Source organism: Pseudomonas sp. 65/3-MNA-CIBAN-0223 (assembly GCF_040310425.1).
GTDB classification, from domain to species: domain Bacteria; phylum Pseudomonadota; class Gammaproteobacteria; order Pseudomonadales; family Pseudomonadaceae; genus Aquipseudomonas; species Aquipseudomonas gregormendelii.
In genome coordinates, this window is sequence record NZ_JBEOPV010000003.1 from 334,437 (window position 1) to 352,336 (window position 17,900).

The 17,900-nt window shown below is 61.2% G+C and carries 16 protein-coding genes and 1 pseudogene; 11 read left to right on the forward strand and 6 right to left on the reverse strand.

Annotated elements, in window-relative coordinates:
• Positions 1-153: 153 nt before the first annotated feature.
• The 5 genes from AAEZ09_RS04850 to AAEZ09_RS04870 all read left to right on the forward strand — a co-directional run bounded on the left by AAEZ09_RS04850 (position 154) and on the right by AAEZ09_RS04870 (position 8,593).
• Positions 154-1,602 carry an ATP-binding protein gene (locus AAEZ09_RS04850; RefSeq protein WP_350598369.1) on the forward strand — a complete coding sequence of 483 codons (1,449 nt, stop codon included), beginning with the start codon at positions 154-156 and terminating at the stop codon, positions 1,600-1,602.
• 253 nt (positions 1,603-1,855) lie between these two features.
• The gene (locus tag AAEZ09_RS04855; protein WP_502947565.1) at positions 1,856-4,594 is read left to right on the forward strand and encodes a multicopper oxidase domain-containing protein; all 2,739 of its coding nucleotides are present in this window, start codon (positions 1,856-1,858) and stop codon (positions 4,592-4,594) included.
• Positions 4,591-5,619 carry an SCO family protein gene (locus AAEZ09_RS04860; RefSeq protein WP_350598373.1) on the forward strand — a complete coding sequence of 343 codons (1,029 nt, stop codon included), beginning with the start codon at positions 4,591-4,593 and terminating at the stop codon, positions 5,617-5,619. The genes AAEZ09_RS04855 and AAEZ09_RS04860 overlap by 4 nt, the downstream gene beginning before the upstream one ends.
• An 87-nt stretch (positions 5,620-5,706) precedes the next feature.
• Entirely contained in the window at positions 5,707-7,197 is a 1,491-nt protein-coding gene (locus AAEZ09_RS04865; protein ID WP_350598375.1) for a sensor histidine kinase, read from the forward strand.
• A complete protein-coding gene (locus tag AAEZ09_RS04870) occupies positions 7,166-8,593 on the forward strand; it encodes a sigma-54-dependent transcriptional regulator (RefSeq protein ID WP_350598376.1) in 1,428 nt (475 codons plus the stop codon). The genes AAEZ09_RS04865 and AAEZ09_RS04870 overlap by 32 nt, the downstream gene beginning before the upstream one ends.
• A gap of 5 nt (positions 8,594-8,598) precedes the next feature.
• Here AAEZ09_RS04870 and AAEZ09_RS04875 read toward each other — a convergent pair whose 3' ends face one another.
• Positions 8,599-8,982, reverse strand: coding sequence for a hypothetical protein (locus tag AAEZ09_RS04875; RefSeq protein ID WP_350598379.1), 384 nt, complete (start codon positions 8,980-8,982; stop codon positions 8,599-8,601).
• Positions 8,983-9,219: 237 nt separating this feature from the next.
• On the opposite strand from AAEZ09_RS04875, the gene AAEZ09_RS04880 reads away from it, so the two are divergent.
• Both AAEZ09_RS04880 and AAEZ09_RS04885 read left to right on the forward strand, forming a co-directional pair.
• A complete protein-coding gene (locus AAEZ09_RS04880) occupies positions 9,220-10,026 on the forward strand; it encodes a class I SAM-dependent methyltransferase (protein ID WP_350598381.1) in 807 nt (268 codons plus the stop codon).
• Between the two features lie 66 nt (positions 10,027-10,092).
• Positions 10,093-10,485 carry a c-type cytochrome gene (locus tag AAEZ09_RS04885; RefSeq protein WP_045059003.1) on the forward strand — a complete coding sequence of 131 codons (393 nt, stop codon included), beginning with the start codon at positions 10,093-10,095 and terminating at the stop codon, positions 10,483-10,485.
• A 67-nt stretch (positions 10,486-10,552) separates the two neighbouring features.
• On the opposite strand, the pseudogene AAEZ09_RS04890 reads toward AAEZ09_RS04885, so the two are convergent.
• From AAEZ09_RS04890 to AAEZ09_RS04900, 3 genes and pseudogenes are all read right to left on the reverse strand, one after another.
• Positions 10,553-10,873 (reverse strand): annotated as a pseudogene (locus tag AAEZ09_RS04890) (phage infection protein); the annotation flags it as partial.
• Between the two features lie 121 nt (positions 10,874-10,994).
• Positions 10,995-11,567 carry a chorismate mutase gene (locus tag AAEZ09_RS04895; RefSeq protein WP_205892282.1) on the reverse strand — a complete coding sequence of 191 codons (573 nt, stop codon included), beginning with the start codon at positions 11,565-11,567 and terminating at the stop codon, positions 10,995-10,997.
• Positions 11,568-11,720: 153 nt separating this feature from the next.
• Complete coding sequence (locus AAEZ09_RS04900; RefSeq protein ID WP_350598386.1) at positions 11,721-12,122, reverse strand: hypothetical protein; 402 nt, start codon at positions 12,120-12,122, stop codon at positions 11,721-11,723.
• A gap of 294 nt (positions 12,123-12,416) precedes the next feature.
• On the opposite strand from AAEZ09_RS04900, the gene AAEZ09_RS04905 reads away from it, so the two are divergent.
• From AAEZ09_RS04905 to AAEZ09_RS04920, 4 genes are all read left to right on the forward strand, one after another.
• Entirely contained in the window at positions 12,417-13,763 is a 1,347-nt protein-coding gene (locus tag AAEZ09_RS04905) for an MATE family efflux transporter (protein ID WP_205892267.1), read from the forward strand.
• Positions 13,764-13,937: 174 nt separating this feature from the next.
• On the forward strand, positions 13,938-14,507 hold the full coding sequence (locus AAEZ09_RS04910; protein WP_350598387.1) for a YceI family protein: 570 nt from the start codon (positions 13,938-13,940) through the stop codon (positions 14,505-14,507).
• Positions 14,508-14,541: 34 nt separating this feature from the next.
• Positions 14,542-14,916, forward strand: a complete 375-nt coding sequence (locus AAEZ09_RS04915) for a cupin domain-containing protein (protein ID WP_502947564.1) — start codon at positions 14,542-14,544, stop codon at positions 14,914-14,916.
• A 133-nt stretch (positions 14,917-15,049) separates the two neighbouring features.
• Positions 15,050-15,739, forward strand: coding sequence for a GNAT family N-acetyltransferase (locus AAEZ09_RS04920; RefSeq protein WP_350598390.1), 690 nt, complete (start codon positions 15,050-15,052; stop codon positions 15,737-15,739).
• On the opposite strand, the gene AAEZ09_RS04925 is transcribed toward AAEZ09_RS04920, so the two are convergent.
• Entirely contained in the window at positions 15,732-17,036 is a 1,305-nt protein-coding gene (locus AAEZ09_RS04925; RefSeq protein ID WP_205892266.1) for an ATP-binding protein, read from the reverse strand. The genes AAEZ09_RS04920 and AAEZ09_RS04925 overlap by 8 nt on opposite strands.
• Positions 17,033-17,773 (reverse strand): response regulator, encoded by a 741-nt coding sequence (locus AAEZ09_RS04930; RefSeq protein ID WP_045059010.1) that lies wholly within the window; start codon positions 17,771-17,773, stop codon positions 17,033-17,035. Before AAEZ09_RS04930 ends, AAEZ09_RS04925 begins: the two co-directional genes overlap by 4 nt.
• Between the last annotated feature and the right edge of the window lie 127 nt (positions 17,774-17,900).

Sequence of the window (17,900 nt, forward strand, 5' to 3'; positions counted from 1 at the left end):
GCGGCGTCTTGCGCAAAATCCCATCGGGCCCCTGCCCCCAGAGTTGGGGGTAGATGGGGGCGGCGGGGAATGGGGGGCAGCCACCCCCAGGATCGGGCAAAGATTGGCGGGTGGGCTATAACCCTATAGGGGAATTCGTGCGGAACGCTATCCATGGCCAGGTCGACTCAAACACTCGCGTCCCACCAGGGCGATGTTCGCCTGGGCTCGCGCAAACAGCCGTTCAACCTGCTGCGCTGGTTTTCGCTGATCAGCATGGCGGTGATCGGCACGGTGGCGATCGCCCTGGGGGCAGTGTCGACACGCTTCGTGATTACCGAAAGCGTCCAGCGTGACGCCTTGCTGACTTCGCAGTTCATCCAGGCAATCGCTTCTGCCGAAGTGCGCCACGTGTCCATCCCGCATGTGCGGACCATGGGCGAGCTGCTTGACCCGCGTCAGGATCGCAACTTTTCCGACGTCGACCCTCTGGCCCGGGCCAAAGCCCGCGGCGAATTCCTCGACCATATCGAGCACTTGCCGGACGTGATTCTGGCCAACATCTATGCCCCCGACCGCACGGTGATCTGGTCGACCAACCCGTCCCTGATGGGCACCACCATCCACACCGACGATGACCTGGACCAGGCCTTCAATTCCAGAATTCCCGTGTCCGCCAGTTATCACGAAGTGGACAAGAGCCGCACGGAGCAGAAATTCGTCACTCCCCCGGAATACATTTTTATCGAGAACTACATTCCATTGTTCGATGCCGACGGCGACAAGGTCACGGCGATGGTCGAGATCTACAAGGAGCCCAAGGACCTGATTGATCGCATGCAGCGTGGCCTGTTGCTGATCTGGCTGGCCACGGCCCTGGGCGGTGGGCTGATTTACCTGGGGCTTTACTGGATCGTGCGGCGCGCGGCGAATCTGCTGGCGACCCAGCAGAAGCAGTTGATCACCAATGAAACCTTTGTGGCCCTGGGAGAGATGTCCTCGGCGGTTGCCCACAGTCTACGCAACCCGCTGGCGACCATACGTTCCAGCGCCGAGCTGGCCCTGGAGTTCGACACTGGCGCGGCGCACAAGAACATCAACGACATCATCGGCCAGGTCGACCGCATGTCGAAGTGGGTGCGCGAGTTGCTGCAATCGTTGCGCCCGCTGAGCGAAGAAGCGGAACCGGTGAACCTGGTAGCGGCGTTGCACGACAGCCTGACGGCGTTCGAGCAGCAGATCGCCAAGGGCGAGATCAATGTCGTGTTCGAGCCCACACAGACGCCGATGGTGCGCAGTCAGCAGGTGCAACTCAACCAGATACTTAACAGCCTCGTCTCCAATGCCCTGGAAGCCATGGACAAGGGGGGCACCCTGACCGTGCGGCTGGAGCCCGGTGATGCCCGCAGCGTCAGCGTGGTAATCAGCGACACTGGCAAGGGGATGAACGCCGAACAACGCACCATGGCCTTCCGCCCGTTTTTCACCACCAAGCAGGGCGGGCTTGGCGTCGGGCTGGTGTTGGTCAAGCGGATAATGGAGCGTTTTGGCGGCTCGGTGCAGCTGGAAAGTCGGGAAGGCGAGGGCACTAGCGTGCGCCTGTGGTTCAAGCTGATTCCCTGAACCTGGGGATGAACTTTCCCCGCTAGCGGGTGCCATTCCCCAGTCACTTCGGTCAGTCATGGCACATTGATGTTGTTAAGCCATTGTATTGAATGGCGTTAGTTCTTTTGTATTAATCTGTTACAAATATGGCGAGCTCCTTGCAACTCCACCAGTACCCCTTCTGACTGTGAGGCGGCTGGTGATGAACAGGCAATCGACGTACCCCTTCAAACGAACCTGCAAGTGGTTTACGCCCGTGGGCATCCTCCTGATGACCCTGGGTGCATCTTGCTTGCGTGCCAGCCCGATCGACGACGAGCGACAGCCCGAACCCTCGGACCCTTCGGCGTATTACGACGAACCCGAGGACAGGGCCGGCGCCTTGAATGCGATCCTCACCATGCCGGAGGCCAACGAAGATTCCTTCGATTTGCCCGATGGCGTTAAAGGCAGCCGCGACACGCCGCGTCAGGAAAACATCCTGCCGCCGACGGTGCAGACCAGTTTCAACTACCCCACGAATGGCAAGCCCAGCCCACTGTTTGGCGCCCAGCCATTTACCCAGCAACTGTTGTTGTTCGAAGAATTCGGCCCGGAAAAGCTCGACCCGACCACACCGGCGGCGCCCCTGCCGTTTCCGCCCGTGGCTATCGGCCCGGCGCCGCAACAGGACCCCGCCAGTGCAGCGCGCAGTGCGCCTCCGAGCGCCGCGCTCGATGCTTTCCTGCGTCAACCGGGGCTGACACCGTTCCCCAGTCAGTTCGCCAACGTCGTGGACCGCAACCCCTGGCAGGCGCAGATCGAATATTTCCTCAACCGGCATATCGGCTCGTCGGCGGAGGGGCGCCCGCCTGGAAAGGGCTGGTCCCACCAGCGCTGGAACGAGTTCTACCCGCAACTGGCCTACAAGACCGTGCAGACCGGTGCCCGGGTCAATGGCGGGCTGCGTGACAGCCGGCAGATGCATGGTTATGCGCTGGGCGAGTTCGGCCCCGGTGGGCTCTACCACAACGTGGCCGGCGTACCGGCCACCGACGGCACCGCCAAGGGCGTCGACCCGCGCTTTCACCCGAACATGCCGGTGCAGAACCACAATTCGATCTGGACCTTCGACGGCACCCTGCCGCCCAAGTTGTTGATGGTTCGCTACGGCCAGCCCGTCCTGATGAGGCACTACAACGGCCTGCCCATCGACCCGGCGGCCAACATGGGCTTCGGCCTGCACACCATCAGCACCCACGAACACAACGGCCACGCGCCAGCGGAAAGCGATGGCTATGCCAATGCATTCTTCTTCCCCGGCCAGTACTACGACTATCGCTGGCCGATCCAGTTGGCCGGCTATGACAGCATCAACACTGACGCCCAGGATCCGCGCGCGGCGTTCCCCTGCTCGCCGGGCGAGACCCTCTGGACCAACGACCTGGCCCCCAGCCGCAAGACCTGCGACCACGGCACGATCAAGATCCGTGGCGACTGGCGCGAAACCATGAGTACCCACTGGTTCCACGATCACATGCTCGATTTCACCGCGCAGAATGTCTACAAGGGCAACGCGGCGATGATGAACTACTACAGCGCCCTGGACCGCGGCAACGAGTCGGTCAACGACGGCGTCAACCTGCGCTTGCCCAGCGGCAGCGCCTTGCCGTGGGGCAATCGCGACTACGACGTCAACCTGGTGATCGCCGACAAGGCCTGGGATCAGTCCGGCCAGTTGTGGTTCAACCCGTTCAACACCGACGGCTTCCTTGGCGACCAGATCCTGGTCAACTGGCAGTGGAAACCCACCCTCGATGTACGCGCCCGCAGCTATCGCTTGCGCGTCCTCAACGGCTCGGTGTCGCGTTACTTCAAGCTGGCCATCGTGCGCGAAATCAAGGGCAGCAGCGGCGAGTTCCAGGGGCCGAAAAACTCCGGGGTGTCCTACAGCCGGGTGCCGTTCCACATGATTGCCAACGACGGCAACATCATGGAGCACAGCGTGCCCTTTGACGGCAGCATGGACCTGGATGCCGACGGCGATAAACAGAACCACAATGCGATCCTGCCGACCCAGGGCATCGCCGAGCGTTTCGATATCATCGTCAACTTCGCGAAAAACGGCATCAAGCCGGGGGACAAGCTGTTCGTGGTCAACCTGCTGGCCCACGACGACGGCAAGGGGCCGAATGAGCCAATCCCCCTTGGCGATGTGCTGTCGGAAAAATACCTGGCGGTGCTCAAACAATCGAGCAAGGGGCCGCAGTGGGACAAGGGTGACCCGGGCGTCGGCAAAATCCTCCAGTTTAACGTCAAGGCCTACACCGGCCAGGACCTGGCCATGGACCCGGCAGCCTACGAGCCGGCCAAGCCGGGCAAGGCGGAAGGTTTGGTGATGATTCCGCTGAAGATCCATCGTGACAACGCCGCCGACAAGGTACTGCTGGCCCAGGCCCGACACCGCACCTTCACCTACGGCCGCTCGGACGGCACTGATGCCGCGCCCTGGACGGTCAAGACCGATGGCGGTTTCGGCTTCCACATGGACCCGCGGCGCCTGAATACCTCGATCCAGCTTAAAACCGGGCCTACCGACGCTGGAGTCAGCGGTTTCGGCACTCTGGAAGTGTGGAATATCAAGGCCGGCGGCAAGGGCTGGAGCCACCCGGTGCACGTGCACTTCGAGGAAGGGATCATTCTCAGTCGCGGTGGCAAGGCGCCGCCTGAATGGGAAAAATGGGCGCGCAAGGACGTGTACCGTATCGGCTCGGAGAACGACGGCCTGGACAGCGTGGAGTTTGCGATCAACTTTCGTGAGTTCGGCGGCACCTACATGGAGCATTGTCACAACACCCAGCACGAAGACAACTCCATGCTGCTGCGCTGGGACCTGGAAAAACCCGGGCAATTGCAGCTGATGCCGACGCCACTGCCAAGCTGGGACGGAGTGCGTTATGTCAACTCCGCCGCACTGCCAACCTTCCGCACCGGCGACGGTTTCGGCCCGCAAGTGACGGTGAAAAAATGAACCGCCTACCGGTCGACCGGCCACTGTACACGCCGCGCTCCCGGGCCCTGGGCATGCACCTGGTGCTGCTGCTGGTGACCTGCGTGCTGGCCAGCCGGTTGCTGCTGGCACACGAGGCGGCGTCCGCGACGAATGGCTCGGTGACGCCCTGGGGCGGCGATTATTTCCCCAACACCCTGCTGACCAACCAGGACGGTCAGCAGGTGCATTTCTTCGACGACCTGATCAAGGGCAAGGTGGTGGTGATCAACTTCATCTTCACCTCTTGCAGCGATTCCTGTCCGCTGGAAACCGCGCGCCTGCGCCAGGTGCAGACGCTGTTGGGGGATCGGGTCGGCAAGGACATCTTCTTCTATTCGATCAGCATCGATCCGCTAAGCGACACACCCGCCGTACTCAAGGCCTACGCGCAACGCTTCAGGGTCGGGCCGGGCTGGCAATTTCTGACCGGTGAATTCGACGATGTCACCGAGCTTCGGCACAAGCTCGGGCTGTTCATCGAAGGCGTCGATAACGGCCGCAACAAGGACCACAACCTGAGCCTGATCGTCGGCAACCAGGAAACCGGCCGCTGGATGAAGGCCTCGCCCTTTGAAAATCCGTGGATCCTCGCGGATCAACTGGCCAATACCTTGCAGAACTGGAAGCAGCCGAGCATTGAACAAAGTTATGCCGACGCGCCGCAGATCCGCCCGCCGAGCACCGGTGAAGAACTGTTTCGCACCCGCTGTGCTTCGTGTCACAGCCTTGGCCCGCAGGATGGCCAGGGCATTGGCATGCGCAGCATTGGGCCGGACCTGATCGGCGTGACCCGCCAGCGCGACCCGGCCTGGCTGAGTCGCTGGATTCGTGAGCCGGACCGGATGCTGGCGGAGGGAGACCCGATCGCCACAGCGCTGTTCGAACGCTTCGAAAAAATCCCGATGCCCAACCTGCGGCTGGATGAAAACTCGGCCCAGGCGGTGATTGATTTTCTGACGCAAGAGACCGAACGCCAGCAGGCGCTGGCGGCACAAACACAATAGCGGCGATTTACCATCATTGGGCCGTCGGAGGCAATGATTGCCACCTACACTGATTGGGAAAGCGCCCCTGTAGAGCGGGATAGGCCCATGCACAGACCACAACAATTAAAAGCATCTGCGCCGCCTTTGGCCGCAATGCGGGAGGGCTGGCCTGGTCAGTTCAATCTGCTGCGTTGGTTTTCCGTGGGCAGCTTCGTCATCATCGCCGCCGTGGCCCTGGGCCTGGGTTATATCTCCACGCGTTTTGTGGTCGAGGAGAGCATCGAGCGTGACTCCATGCTGACTGCGCAATTCATCCAGGCCATCGGTGACGCTGAAATCCGCCATGCCTCGATCAATCCGCGCCGGACCATGGGCGAGATGCTTGACCCGCGTGATGACAACGCTTATCCAGATGTTCCCCCCGAGAAGCGCGCTGCGGCTCGCATTGAATTTCTCGACCACGTGGAGCACCTGCCGGACATCCTGCTGGCCCACGTCTTTGCGCTGGATCGAACGGTGGTGTGGTCGACCAACCCCGACCTGATCGGTGAGCGCATCACCGGTGACGAAGAGCTGGACGAATCCTTCATGATGAAGGAGGCGGTGTCCACCAGCTATCACGAGGTCGATGATGAGCGTCCCGAGCAGCGGTTCCTGCGCGAGCCGGCTTATCTGTTCGTCGAGAACTACATCCCGATGTTCAACGCCGACAGGAGCAAGGTCATTGCCATGGTGGAAATCTACAAGGAGCCCGTAGACCTGGTAGCGCGCATCCAGCGTGGGTTCAAGGCCATCTGGCTGGCCACTGCACTGGGCGGCGCGGCCATCTACCTGGGCTTGTTCTGGATCGTGCGGCGCGCTGCCAGGCTGCTGCAAACCCAGCAGAAACTGTTGATCGCCAACGAGACCTTCGTAGCCCTGGGGGAGATGTCGTCCGCGGTGGCGCACAGCTTGCGCAATCCCCTGGCGAACATCCGCTCCAGCGCCGAACTGGCACAGGACATTGCCAGCCAGAGTGCACAGAAAAACATAAGCGACATCATCAGCCAGGTCGATCGCATGTCGCGCTGGGTCCGCGAATTGCTGGTGTCCTTGCGCCCGGCCAATGACGACTCCGAAGCCGTGGACCTGTTGCTCGCCGTCGAGGACACGCTGAACGCCTTTGAGCCGCTGATCCGGCGTTCGAACGTCGAGGTGCGCTTCACTGCGCGCTTGATCGAACCGGTCGTCAGTCAGCGGGTGCTCCTCACGCAAATTCTCAATAGCCTGTTTGCCAATGCCCTGGAGGCCATGCCCAAGGGCGGCGTGCTGACGATCGGCTTCGATTCGTCGCAGCCGGGGCAGGTGAGCCTGACGTTGAGCGACACCGGCAAAGGCATGACCGCGCAGCAGCAGCAAATGGTCTTCAAGCCGTTTTTTACTACCAAGCAAGGCGGTTTGGGCGTGGGCCTGGCCCTGGTCAAAAGAATAATGGAGCGTTTCGAAGGCTCGGTCGAACTGACCAGTCGGGAGCTGGAAGGAACCCGCGTATGTCTCAATTTCAAAGTGGCAACGGGAGGGGAATATGGAGCACAGCATACTGCTGGTCGAGGATGACGAACTTCTCGCCGAGAATATTCAGACCTACCTGGAGCGCAAAGACTTCGAGGTCACGGTCTGCCACTCGGCGGAAGATGCACTGGAGAAATTGCGCACGTTCGCGCCTGATGTGGTACTGACCGACAACTCGTTGCCGGGCATGAGCGGTCACGATCTGATCCAGAAGCTGCGCGTCAGCGCGCCGGATCTGAAAGTGATCATGATGACCGGCTACGGCAACGTCGAAGACGCCGTGGTGGCGATGAAAGAAGGCGCCTTCCACTACGTCACTAAACCGGTGGCTCTGCCGGAGCTCAAGCTGCTGCTGGACAAGGCCCTGGCGACTGATCGAATGGAGCGCACGCTGTCGTTTTATCAGGACCGTGAAGCACAGAAGTCCGGCGTGCAGGCGTTGATCGGCGAGTCGGCACCCATGCAATACCTCAAGGGCACCATCGCCCAACTGCTCGACGCCGAGCGGCGCATGGCCAACACCGATTTGCCGCCGGTGCTGGTGGAAGGTGAGACCGGCACTGGCAAGGAACTGGTGGCCAGGGCGCTGCATTTCGACGGGCCGCGCAGCAAGGGCCCGTTCATTGAGTTCAACTGCGCCTCGATTCCATCGAACCTGGTGGAGTCAGAGCTGTTTGGCCACGAGAAGGGCGCCTTCACCGATGCCAAGGATCGCCGGGTTGGGCTGGTCGAAGCCGCCGATGGCGGCACCTTGTTCCTCGATGAAGTGGGCGAGATGGACCTGCTGCTGCAAGCCAAGCTGCTTAAACTGCTGGAAGACCGGACCATCCGCCGGGTCGGTTCGGTGAAGGAGCGCAAGGTCGACCTGCGGGTGATCAGCGCCACCAACTGCAACCTCGAACAGATGGTGCAGCAAGGCAAGTTCCGCCGCGACCTGTTCTTCCGTCTGCGGATCATCTCGATCAAGGTGCCGCGCCTGTACGCCCGCGGCGAAGACATCCTGCTCCTGGCCCGGCATTTCCTGGCGGCCCACGGCAAGCGCTATGGCAAGCCGAACCTGCATTTCAGCGATCAGGCCGAGGAACTGCTGCTCAGCTACAGCTGGCCGGGCAACGTGCGCGAGCTGCGCAACATGCTCGAACAGACCGTGCTGCTGGCCCAGAGTGACACCATCGCGGCTCATCAGTTGAATGTGTGCCTGAGCCTGGTGGACGATCCACCGATCCTCCAGGAAGCGCAACACCACGAGCCGCGGCCGGTCTACAACGGCACCGAGTCGATGAACCTGCCTGAGGTCGAGCGTGACATGGTGCGCAAGATGCTCGACAAGACCGACTGGAACGTGACCAAGTCAGCGCGCCTGCTGGGCTTGAGCCGCGACATGCTGCGCTACCGGATCGAAAAGCTCGGCCTCTCGCGTCCGGACAAGCGCCAGTGGTAGCCGGGCTACAACGCCGGGCCCTGGCGACTCAGGCAGGCCAGCAGGCACGTGGGGTCGAGTACTTCTTCGTTGACGTACACCCCGCGCTGCGCGTCATAGGAGCGGATGAACACCCGTACGCTGGCGTCCGCGATGGTCGGCAGGCGGGAGTCGGTAAACTCGTGCTGGCTGGCTATCGGGATGAAGTCCTGCGGCGAGGTCGAGATGTATGACCCCGGCGGCACGGTGCTGATGGACGGAGGCGAGGGGTGGGCGAAGGGCTGGTCCGTGCCGTAGTAGCTAAACTCGCTGTTGTAGGTCTGCGTCTGCATCGGACTGTCATCGGCCTGGGCGCCGTTGGCACCGAGCAGGCATACAGCGAGCGACAGCATCAGCTTGATGTTTTGCATGGCATCACCTGGTTTTTCGGTATTTCCCCAAGGTCGTTAACTATAGACCTTCCGCAGGGGCTGCACGTTCAACGCCAGGAGATCCCCCTCGCAGGGGTGACCTCTGCTCGCGCTGAGGCTATTGAAGTCAGCGAGTCTGCCCCTTACAAGAATCCAACAATCTCCCAATGGGTTTTCCTGCACCTCTCACCTAGACTCCTTCCCCGGTCAATCAAGACCGGATCTCTGGAGCCTGCAATGGAAATGCCGACCAAGGAAACAGCCATCGCCAGCAACCGCGAGGCCTGGAACGACTCCGCCCGCCATCATCGGGACAACCCTGAATGGCCGGCGCTGCTCAGTGCTGTAGAACGCAATGATTTCAGCTGCCTTGACACCACCTTGCACACGCTGCTGGAGCAAGTCGGCGTCGCAGGAAAAGACCTCGTGCAAGTGGGCTGCAACAACGGCCGGGAAAGCCTCTCGCTGTTTGCCCTTGGTGCCCGTAGCGTGGTGGGTATCGATCAATCCGCCGCGTTCCTTGATCAGGCGCGGGAACTGGGGGCGCGCTCGCCCCATCCTGCGCAGTTCATCGAAGCCGACATCCATAACCTCCCAAGCGATCTCCACAACCGTTTCGATGTGGCGCTGGTCACCATTGGCGTATTGAACTGGATGCCGGACATTGGCGAGTTCTTCCGCCATGTGGCCCGCATCCTTAAAACCGGTGGCGCGCTGGTGATCTACGAAACCCACCCGTTTCTGGAGATGTTCGACCCCGAGGCGAGCGATCCTTACCGCCTGGACAGCTCGTACTTTCGCAGCGAACCATTCGTGCAAACCCAACCGATTGTCTATGCCTGCAAGGTCGAGCAGCAGTCCGCAGCGTCATACTGGTTCGTCCATACCCTGGGCGACATCTTTACCGGTGCCCTGGATGCAGGTTTGGCGATCAGCCATTTCAAGGAGTACCCGCACTCCAATCGCGAAGAACTGTACGACCGCTATGAGCAGCAGAGCGCCCAGTTGCCGATGTGTTTCACCTGGGTGGCGGTGAAAACCTGATTGAGAAAGGTGGGGCAATCCGTATCCTGTGCAGCCTGCATATTGCTTGTCTGATCAGGAGTGAAAATGAACAACGCCGCTGGAATCACGGTTGCCTTGTTGATTAGTGGTGCATTGTTCACCGCACAGGCCAAAGGGGCGGGCGATGTCGAGGCTGGGCAGAAGCTGTTTGGCCGTATCTGCGGCGGCTGCCATCAGGTCGGAGAGTCCGCCCGGGCGTCTTTCGGCCCGCAGCTCAATCAGATTTTCGGCCGGATGTCCGGCAGCACCACGGATTACCAGTATTCCGATGCGATGAAATCAGCCGGTATCACCTGGACCACGCAAACGCTCACCGCGTACCTGGAAGCGCCGAAAAAGGTGGTGCCCGGGACCCGAATGATCTTCTGGGGGCTCAGCGATCCCGAGAAAGTCGCGGATGTGCTGGCCTACCTGCAGACGTTCCAGGACGGCCAATGAGCAGACAGAAAAAACCCGGCTGCTGAGGCCGGGTTTTTTTCGGGTGCTGCCGTTAACACTTCACTCATGCGTTGCGACTCTCGATCAGGCGATCGGAGCCACCTTCGGCTACACGACGTTCCAGCAGGCGATCGGAGCCACCTTCGGCTACACGACGTTCCAGCAGGCGATCGGAGCCACCTTCGGCTACACGGCGTTCCAGCAGACGATCGGAGCCGCCTTCGGCTACACGGCTTTCAATCAGGCGATCCGACCCGCCTTCGGCTACACGGCTTTCAATCAGGCGATCCGACCCGCCTTCAGCGACGACGGGCTGGGCGGAAGTGGCGGCGAAAGCGTTAACTGCAAAAACCGAGAAGGCGATGCTGAGAAGGACCTGGCGTTTCATGGTGGTGTGCTCCGGGGTGTTATTGGTTGGTATGGAGCTGATGTTACGCCGGAGATTTTTTATGAGAACTTCATTGAGTTGATGGTGACTATCGACGCCAGCAATGGCTGCCAATCGCCTATCACTGGGCAGTGATACACAGATCGCCCGTCGCCCGGATCAGTCCCTGGCCATGCAGAGCGTCCTTGATCAGTCCGGACCGGGCGGTGGCCAGCCACAAGGGGCAGTTGGGGTCGGTACGATAGCGGGCGAACTTGGCGTACTCGGTCAACAGTCGGGCTTGCAGCTGATCCAGGCGCGGCCGGACCTGCGTGGAAAGGTCTGGCCTTGGCGTATCGGGTGCCTTGCCAGCCGCCTGCCACTGGGCAAGCAAACCGTACTGCACCAGCTTGCTGGCTTCAATCTGCGCCGCAACCAACTCGGCGACCTCGTCCGGGTCGAGTTTGCGTTCCAGCGCCTGTTTCCTGGCATTGGCAATGACTTGCGCTTCCCGCGCACTGTCTTGCGTCGGCTGGCGCGTATCCCATTTACTCAGCGCCACCTGATCGGCAATGCTCAGCCGCTCATACATCGTCACCAGCAATGGTCGCAAACTGTCGGGCGCCGGGGCGGGCACGGCCGCCTGCGCTCCACACATGAACAAACCGAGTATCACAGCAGGCAACAGCTTTGGCAGGAACGGGCACAAGCGCATTGGCAAAAACCTCATGGGTACAAAGTTCACTACTCACTGAGTATGTAACACAGGTGTGCCGGTGGTCATAAGTGTCAAATTGCCTGGTTTGCCCACAAAAAAGCCCGGCTGCTGAGGCCGGGCTTTCGGTGAGTGTTGATCCAGAGCGATTCTTCATGCGGCGCGGGACTCGATCAAGCGGTCAGAGCCACCCTCGGCTACACGGCGTTCCAGCAGACGATCAGAGCCACCTTCGGCTACACGGCGTTCCAGCAGACGATCAGAACCACCTTCGGCTACACGGCGTTCCAGCAGACGATCGGAACCACCCTCGGCTACACGGCGTTCCAGCAGACGATCAGAACCACCTTCGGCTACACGGCGTTCCAGCAGACGATCAGAACCACCTTCGGCTACGCGGCGCTCCAGCAGACGATCGGAGCCACCCTCAGCCACACGGCTTTCAATCAGGCGATCCGAGCCGCCTTCAGCAACGACGGGCTGAGCGGAAGTGGCTGCAAAAGCGTTAACTGCAAAAACCGAAAAGGCGAAGCTGAGAAGGATTTGGCGTTTCATGATGGTGTGCTCCGGGGTGTTATTGGTTGGTATGGATGCGATGTTACGCCCCAGGATTTTTATGAGAACTTCATTGAGTTGATGGTGACTATCGACGCCACCGATGGAGCAAACGTATGCTTCCAGGCTGCCTGATCCAAATGGCGACAGGGACCTGGTCGCCACTGAGTGGCAGTCGTTGAAACGCAAGGTGTGGTCGCACAGGGCAAACGCGCAGCCTTTGGTTCCCTTGTCCCCGACCCTGGGGCTATCCTTGAGTACTCACCCTGCGCAGTCGAGACGGACCTCCCTTTCATGTCAACCCAGCCCCTTTGGAAAACCTACCTGCTGTTCCTCGCGCCCATGGTGCTGTCCAATTTCCTGCAGTCCATGTCGGGCACCATCAACAGCATCTACATCGGCCAGATGCTCGGCACCCAGGCGCTCGCGGCGGTCTCCGGCATGTTCCCTATCGTGTTTTTCTTCATTGCGCTGGTAATCGGGCTCGGTGCGGGGGCCGGGGTGCTGATCGGTCAGGCTTGGGGGGCGCGCGAGGCGCACATGGTCAAGGCCATTGCCGGTACGACGTTACTGCTGGGGGCGATGATCGGCCTGACAGCCGCAGTGCTGGGCAGTGTATTTGCGCGTTCGGCGCTGCAAGGGCTGGGCACGCCCGCGGACGTGCTGGACGACGCCGTTGCCTATGCCCACGTGATGATGTGGATCATGCCGTCGTTGCTGGTGTACGTGCTGTTTACCCAATTGCTGCGCGGTGTTAGCGATACGATGTCGCCTCTGGTGGCATTGCTGGTATCCACCTGCATTGGCCTGGCGCTGACGCCGGCCTTGATTCGAGGCTGGCTGGGGTTCCCGCCATTGGGGATTCAGAGCGCAGCGTATGCCGGACTGGCGGGTAACCTGGCGGCAATGGGATGGCTGGCGTGGCGCTTGATCGCCAGGCGCCACCCGCTGGCACCCGACCGGGAAATGTTCGCGGCGATGCGCCTGGACCGGGTGATCCTCGGCAAAGTGCTGCGTATCGGCTTGCCGACCGGCTTGCAGATGGTGGTGCTATCGTTGTCGGAACTGGTGATCCTGGCGCTGGTGAACCAGCACGGCTCCCAGGCGACGGCGGCATATGGTGCGGTGACGCAGATCGTCAATTACGTGCAGTTTCCGGCGCTGTCGATCGCCATCACCGCCTCGATTCTCGGCGCCCAGGCGATCGGCGCCGGGCGCCTGGAACGCATGGGGCCGATCCTGCGCACGGGGCTGTGGATCAACGTAGGCCTGACCGGTGGCCTGGTGTTGCTGGGTTACCTGTTGTCGCACTGGTTGCTGGGACTGTTCCTCACGGACGACTCGACCCAGGCGATGGCCGAACACCTGCTGCACATCATGCTCTGGAGCCTGTTGATCTTCGGCTTCCAGGCGATCATCGGCGGCATCATGCGCGCGAGCGGCACGGTGCTGGTGCCGATGGCGATCTCGATCGTCTGCGTGCTGCTGGTGCAATTGCCCGTGGCCTATGCGCTGGATACGCAGTTTGGTTTGCAAGGGGTGTGGATGGCGTTTCCGGTGGCGTACCTGGCCATGCTGGCGCTGCAGACGGCGTATTACCGATTCGTCTGGCTGCACCGCCGGATCGAGCGGCTGGTTTAGAAATACATGACGCGGTGATGTGCGTTCGGCGGTAGTCGCTTTAGTGAATGTCAGGGCGTCATCGCTGGCAAGCCAGGCTTGTGCAACAGTGGAACAACGCGCGTTTCTTTGCTTTAGTACATTTACCCCATTCGGCCGTGCAATCGGCAAACCTGGCCCCGACCGGAGAATCACATGACTTGCCGATTCCCGTGTTCCATTGCACTGGCGGTGACTTTGATCACGGGGGCGGTGCCTTGCACTCAAGCCGCCGAGTACACCCGCGTGAACCCTGCTGCGAGCAAGATCAGCTTCACCTTCAACCAGATGGGTTCCGAGGTCTACGGAACGTTCGGCAGGTTCGAAGCCAGCTTCGAGTTCGACACCGCCAATCCCACGGCAGCCCGTACCCGACTGGTCATCGACATGGCGAGCATCGACGCCGGCAGCAGCGACGCCAACCTCGAACTGCAGAAACCCGCCTGGTTCAACACCCCGGAATTTCCCCAGGGCGTATTCGAATCTACCCGGGTCACGGACCTGGGCAATAACCGCTATGCCGTGATCGGCAATCTTACAATCAGGGGCCTGACCCGAGAGGTGAAGGTCCAGGTCGAATTGAAACCGGAAAGTGGCATCGGCCTGTTCAATGGCGAGTTCGTTCTGGACCGCGACCTGTTCCGGATCGGCGAAGGGGAGTGGGCTGACACCGTCGTTTCCAAGGACATCGACATCAAGTTTCGGGTCGTGGCGCCCGAACACTGAGAGCCTGCCTGGAATCTGGCTGATATCGGCACTCATGCTCACGTGTTGCCCATCGCTGCGCGGGGTGCGCCTGCGTCAGGTCCGATACCTTAACCGAGCAGGCACTGGCCGGCCTCGGCAGGCGATACGCTGCGGGTCCTTCGAACCCCGTGCGCGCAAGGCCTGGCACACCCATCCGCTGGGACAGAAGTTGATTGTCATTGCGGGTAGTGGCTGGGTACAGCAGGCCGGCAAACCGGCGCAATCGATCAAACCCGGCGACACGGCGTGGATTGCTCCTTATGTGAAGCATTGGCATGTGGCAACGGCGGAAACGTCCATGTCGCACATTGCCATTGCTGAGGCGCAGGATGGCAAGGTGGTGGAGTGGATGGAAAAGGTTGGCGAGCAGGAATATCCGCAGTTGTAGAAGCAAGATGATTCTGTGGGAGACTTATGCGTGAGGCTCATGAATTCGCCACTTCATTCTTCTGCGGTCACCCGATGCGCACTCTGCGCGTTATCATTACACCTTCGAGCGCCACCCAGACCCAGAGCCGCACATGCCCCAGATCACCCATTTCAAAACCCCATGCCCAGAGCATCTGACCAGTCAGATCCTGCAGCTGGTGGTCGACAACCTCACTGACATCAGTATGGTCGCGATCCCGCCGAGCAACCTGCTGTACAACGTTTACCAATATGCGATCGGCTATGAAGTGCATCTGTATCTGGAGGCGTTGAATGGCACCAAGGGAGTTGCCGTGGAGTTGCTGGTGGCCACAGATGAGGACGACCCGGAGCAGGTCGTTGGTTTCCTGTTATACCTGGCGATCCAGGACGATCCCGATGCCTGTGGCGTGGCGTACATGGCGGTGCAGGCGGGTCATCGGCGGCAGGGGATCGCCCGGCAGATGGTGCGCGAGATGGTGGGGCGTTATCCCCACGCCGAACTGACGTGCGCCGTGGCCAAGGTGCCCTGGTTCGAATCGATGGGTTTCCAGGTCGTGGGCGTGCGCGGCACCCAGGTGCTCATGAACACCCGTGACCACAGCAGCGACGGGCTCATGGGATTACTGGACGTAGGGCCCATCTACAGCTCGCTGGAGGTACGGCAGATTCATACTTACCTGCTGCAAAAGCATGGCAAGCGGGCGATGGTCGATGCCGAAAAACAGCGCGACCGGCACCTGGATCAGCTCACGCACAAAGCCCACGAGTTCGTTCGCGGGCGTGGTAACGGCGCTATTTAGCCGCGGGCAGCTTGAGGTGCGCGCACAGGCCGCCGCCCTCTCGATTGCTCAGGGTCAAGGACCCGCCCAGCGCCAGCGCCAGCTGTTGGGCGATCGCCAGGCCCAGGCCGGTCCCGCCGGTGCTGCGGTTACGCGAGTTTTCCACTCGGTAGAAGGGCTCCAGCACATGGGCCAGTTCTTCCTCGGCGATACCGGGGCCGCGATCCATCACCTTGATCGACAGGCTGCCATCGGCCTGTGAGGCCACCTCCAGCTGCGCGGCGCCGGCGAATTTGAGGGCGTTGTCGGTCAGGTTGACCACTACCCGGCGCAGCGCATGGGGGCGGGTGTCGATCACCGCGTCGGTCTTGCCTTCCAGGGACACGTCCTTGCCCATGTCCTGATAATCGAACACCAGGCTGTCGAGGAACGAATCCAGGTGGGTACGGCAGACTTCCTCGGTGGCGCCGTGCACGCTGCGTGCATAGGCCACGCCCTCGCGCACCAGGTGCTCGATCTCGCCGAGGTCGCTCCATAGCTTGTCCTTCTCGCTGGAGTCGTCCATGAATTCGGCGCGCAGTTTCATCCGGGTGATGGGGGTTTGCAGGTCATGGGAAATCGCTGCCAGTAGTTGCATGCGTTCTTTAAGGTACGCCGCAATTCGCGCCTGCATCGCGTTGAACGCCTTGGCCGCATGGGCGACTTCGGTAGGACCTTTCTCGTCCAGGTGCACCGGTCGCGCATTGGGGTCGAGGGTTTCTACCGCTTGGGCGAGGCGGGTGAGGGGGCGGATAGCGATCCTCACGGCCAGCCAGGTGCACAGGATCAACAGCGCCAGTTGCCCCAGCAGCACCGCCGGCAACCACGGCGACAAGGGCGCCATTGCCGGACGGACGTCGATGGTCACCGGACTGCCATCGGCCAGTTTCAGGTGCACCTGGAAATGCTTTCGCGCCCCTGGGATGTCGGTGTAGGTCATTGGGTAGTCCTTGCCGATGGCTTCCTTGATCGAGCTCATCGCCATCGGCGAATCGGTCATGGGCATCCCGGCAGTTCCTTCGTCGAGCAGGTAGCCGTAGTTCGGCCGATTCAGCTGTTGCAGCCAGCTGGCCCGCTCATTGGCAGGCAGGCGGTCGAGGATCGCGATTGAGGTCGACACGTCGGTTTCCAGATTGCCGAGCATGGTGTTTTTCGCGCTTTCGTAGCGCTCGTAATACTGCACGCCGAAGGACAGCGCCTGCGCCAGGATCAGCCCTACCAGGAAAATCATTGAAAGACGCGAGGCGAGGGTGCGGGGCCAGCGCAGCGAGAAATTCATGAGGGTGCCCCGATGACTTCCACCGCCAGTGAGAACACGTAGCCCTCGCTGCGCACGGTCTTGATGTACGCGGGCTCCCGGGCATCGTCGAGCAGGCGCTGGCGCAAACGGCTGACCAGCAGATCGATGGAACGGTCGAACAGGTCGGCGTCGCGGCCTTGTGTCAGGTTCAGCAGCTGGTCGCGGTTGAGCACGCGCTGCGGATGGTCGAGGAACACCCGCAGCAAACGGTACTCTGCGCCACTGAGCGCAACCATGGTGCCGTCTTCGTCCAGCAGGTGCCTGGCCGAGGTGTCCAGCCGCCAGCGCCCGAAGGCCAGCAGGCGCCCGCTTTCGGTAACCACCAGATTCGGCGGTAGCATTCGTGTGCGGCGCAGCACGGCGCTGATGCGCGCGAGCAGTTCCCGGGCGGCGAAGGGTTTGACCAGGTAATCATCGGCGCCCATTTCCAGGCCAATGATACGGTCGGTCTCGTCACTGCGGGCGGTGAGCATCAATACTGGGGTGGCCTTGTGTTTGCCGGCGCGAAGCTCACGGCACAGCAGCAGGCCATCGTCCCCCGGCATCATGATGTCCAGGACGATGAGGTCCACTGGCGTGGATTCGAGAAAGGCGCGCATCTGTCGGCCGTCGGCGACCACCGTGGTACGCAGCCCGTTCTTTTTCAGGTAATTGCCGACCAGCTCGCGAATCTCGCGGTCATCGTCAACGATGAGAATGTGATCAACGTGTTCCATGGGGCCGGGCCTCTGTAAACGGGGGATGTCGCGCAGTCTATCGAGCCTTCGCACGCGTGACTCCTGCCCTTTGTATTGCAGTGTATCTGGCCTTAAGGCGGACACACGCAGACTCAAAAACCGTATT

Excerpts from the sequence above, each read along its gene's own strand:
- AAEZ09_RS04850 (WP_350598369.1), top strand. The coding sequence starts at position 154 with ATGGCCAGGTCGACTCAAACACTCGCGTCCCACCAGGGCGATGTTCGC.
- AAEZ09_RS04855 (WP_502947565.1), top strand. The coding sequence starts at position 1,856 with ATGACCCTGGGTGCATCTTGCTTGCGTGCCAGCCCGATCGACGACGAG.
- AAEZ09_RS04860 (WP_350598373.1), top strand. The coding sequence starts at position 4,591 with ATGAACCGCCTACCGGTCGACCGGCCACTGTACACGCCGCGCTCCCGG.
- AAEZ09_RS04865 (WP_350598375.1), top strand. The coding sequence starts at position 5,707 with ATGCACAGACCACAACAATTAAAAGCATCTGCGCCGCCTTTGGCCGCA.
- AAEZ09_RS04870 (WP_350598376.1), top strand. The coding sequence starts at position 7,166 with ATGGAGCACAGCATACTGCTGGTCGAGGATGACGAACTTCTCGCCGAG.
- AAEZ09_RS04875 (WP_350598379.1), bottom strand. The coding sequence starts at position 8,982 with ATGCAAAACATCAAGCTGATGCTGTCGCTCGCTGTATGCCTGCTCGGT.
- AAEZ09_RS04880 (WP_350598381.1), top strand. The coding sequence starts at position 9,220 with ATGGAAATGCCGACCAAGGAAACAGCCATCGCCAGCAACCGCGAGGCC.
- AAEZ09_RS04885 (WP_045059003.1), top strand. The coding sequence starts at position 10,093 with ATGAACAACGCCGCTGGAATCACGGTTGCCTTGTTGATTAGTGGTGCA.
- AAEZ09_RS04895 (WP_205892282.1), bottom strand. The coding sequence starts at position 11,567 with ATGCGCTTGTGCCCGTTCCTGCCAAAGCTGTTGCCTGCTGTGATACTC.
- AAEZ09_RS04900 (WP_350598386.1), bottom strand. The coding sequence starts at position 12,122 with ATGAAACGCCAAATCCTTCTCAGCTTCGCCTTTTCGGTTTTTGCAGTT.
- AAEZ09_RS04905 (WP_205892267.1), top strand. The coding sequence starts at position 12,417 with ATGTCAACCCAGCCCCTTTGGAAAACCTACCTGCTGTTCCTCGCGCCC.
- AAEZ09_RS04910 (WP_350598387.1), top strand. The coding sequence starts at position 13,938 with ATGACTTGCCGATTCCCGTGTTCCATTGCACTGGCGGTGACTTTGATC.
- AAEZ09_RS04915 (WP_502947564.1), top strand. The coding sequence starts at position 14,542 with ATGCTCACGTGTTGCCCATCGCTGCGCGGGGTGCGCCTGCGTCAGGTC.
- AAEZ09_RS04920 (WP_350598390.1), top strand. The coding sequence starts at position 15,050 with ATGCCCCAGATCACCCATTTCAAAACCCCATGCCCAGAGCATCTGACC.
- AAEZ09_RS04925 (WP_205892266.1), bottom strand. The coding sequence starts at position 17,036 with ATGAATTTCTCGCTGCGCTGGCCCCGCACCCTCGCCTCGCGTCTTTCA.
- AAEZ09_RS04930 (WP_045059010.1), bottom strand. The coding sequence starts at position 17,773 with ATGGAACACGTTGATCACATTCTCATCGTTGACGATGACCGCGAGATT.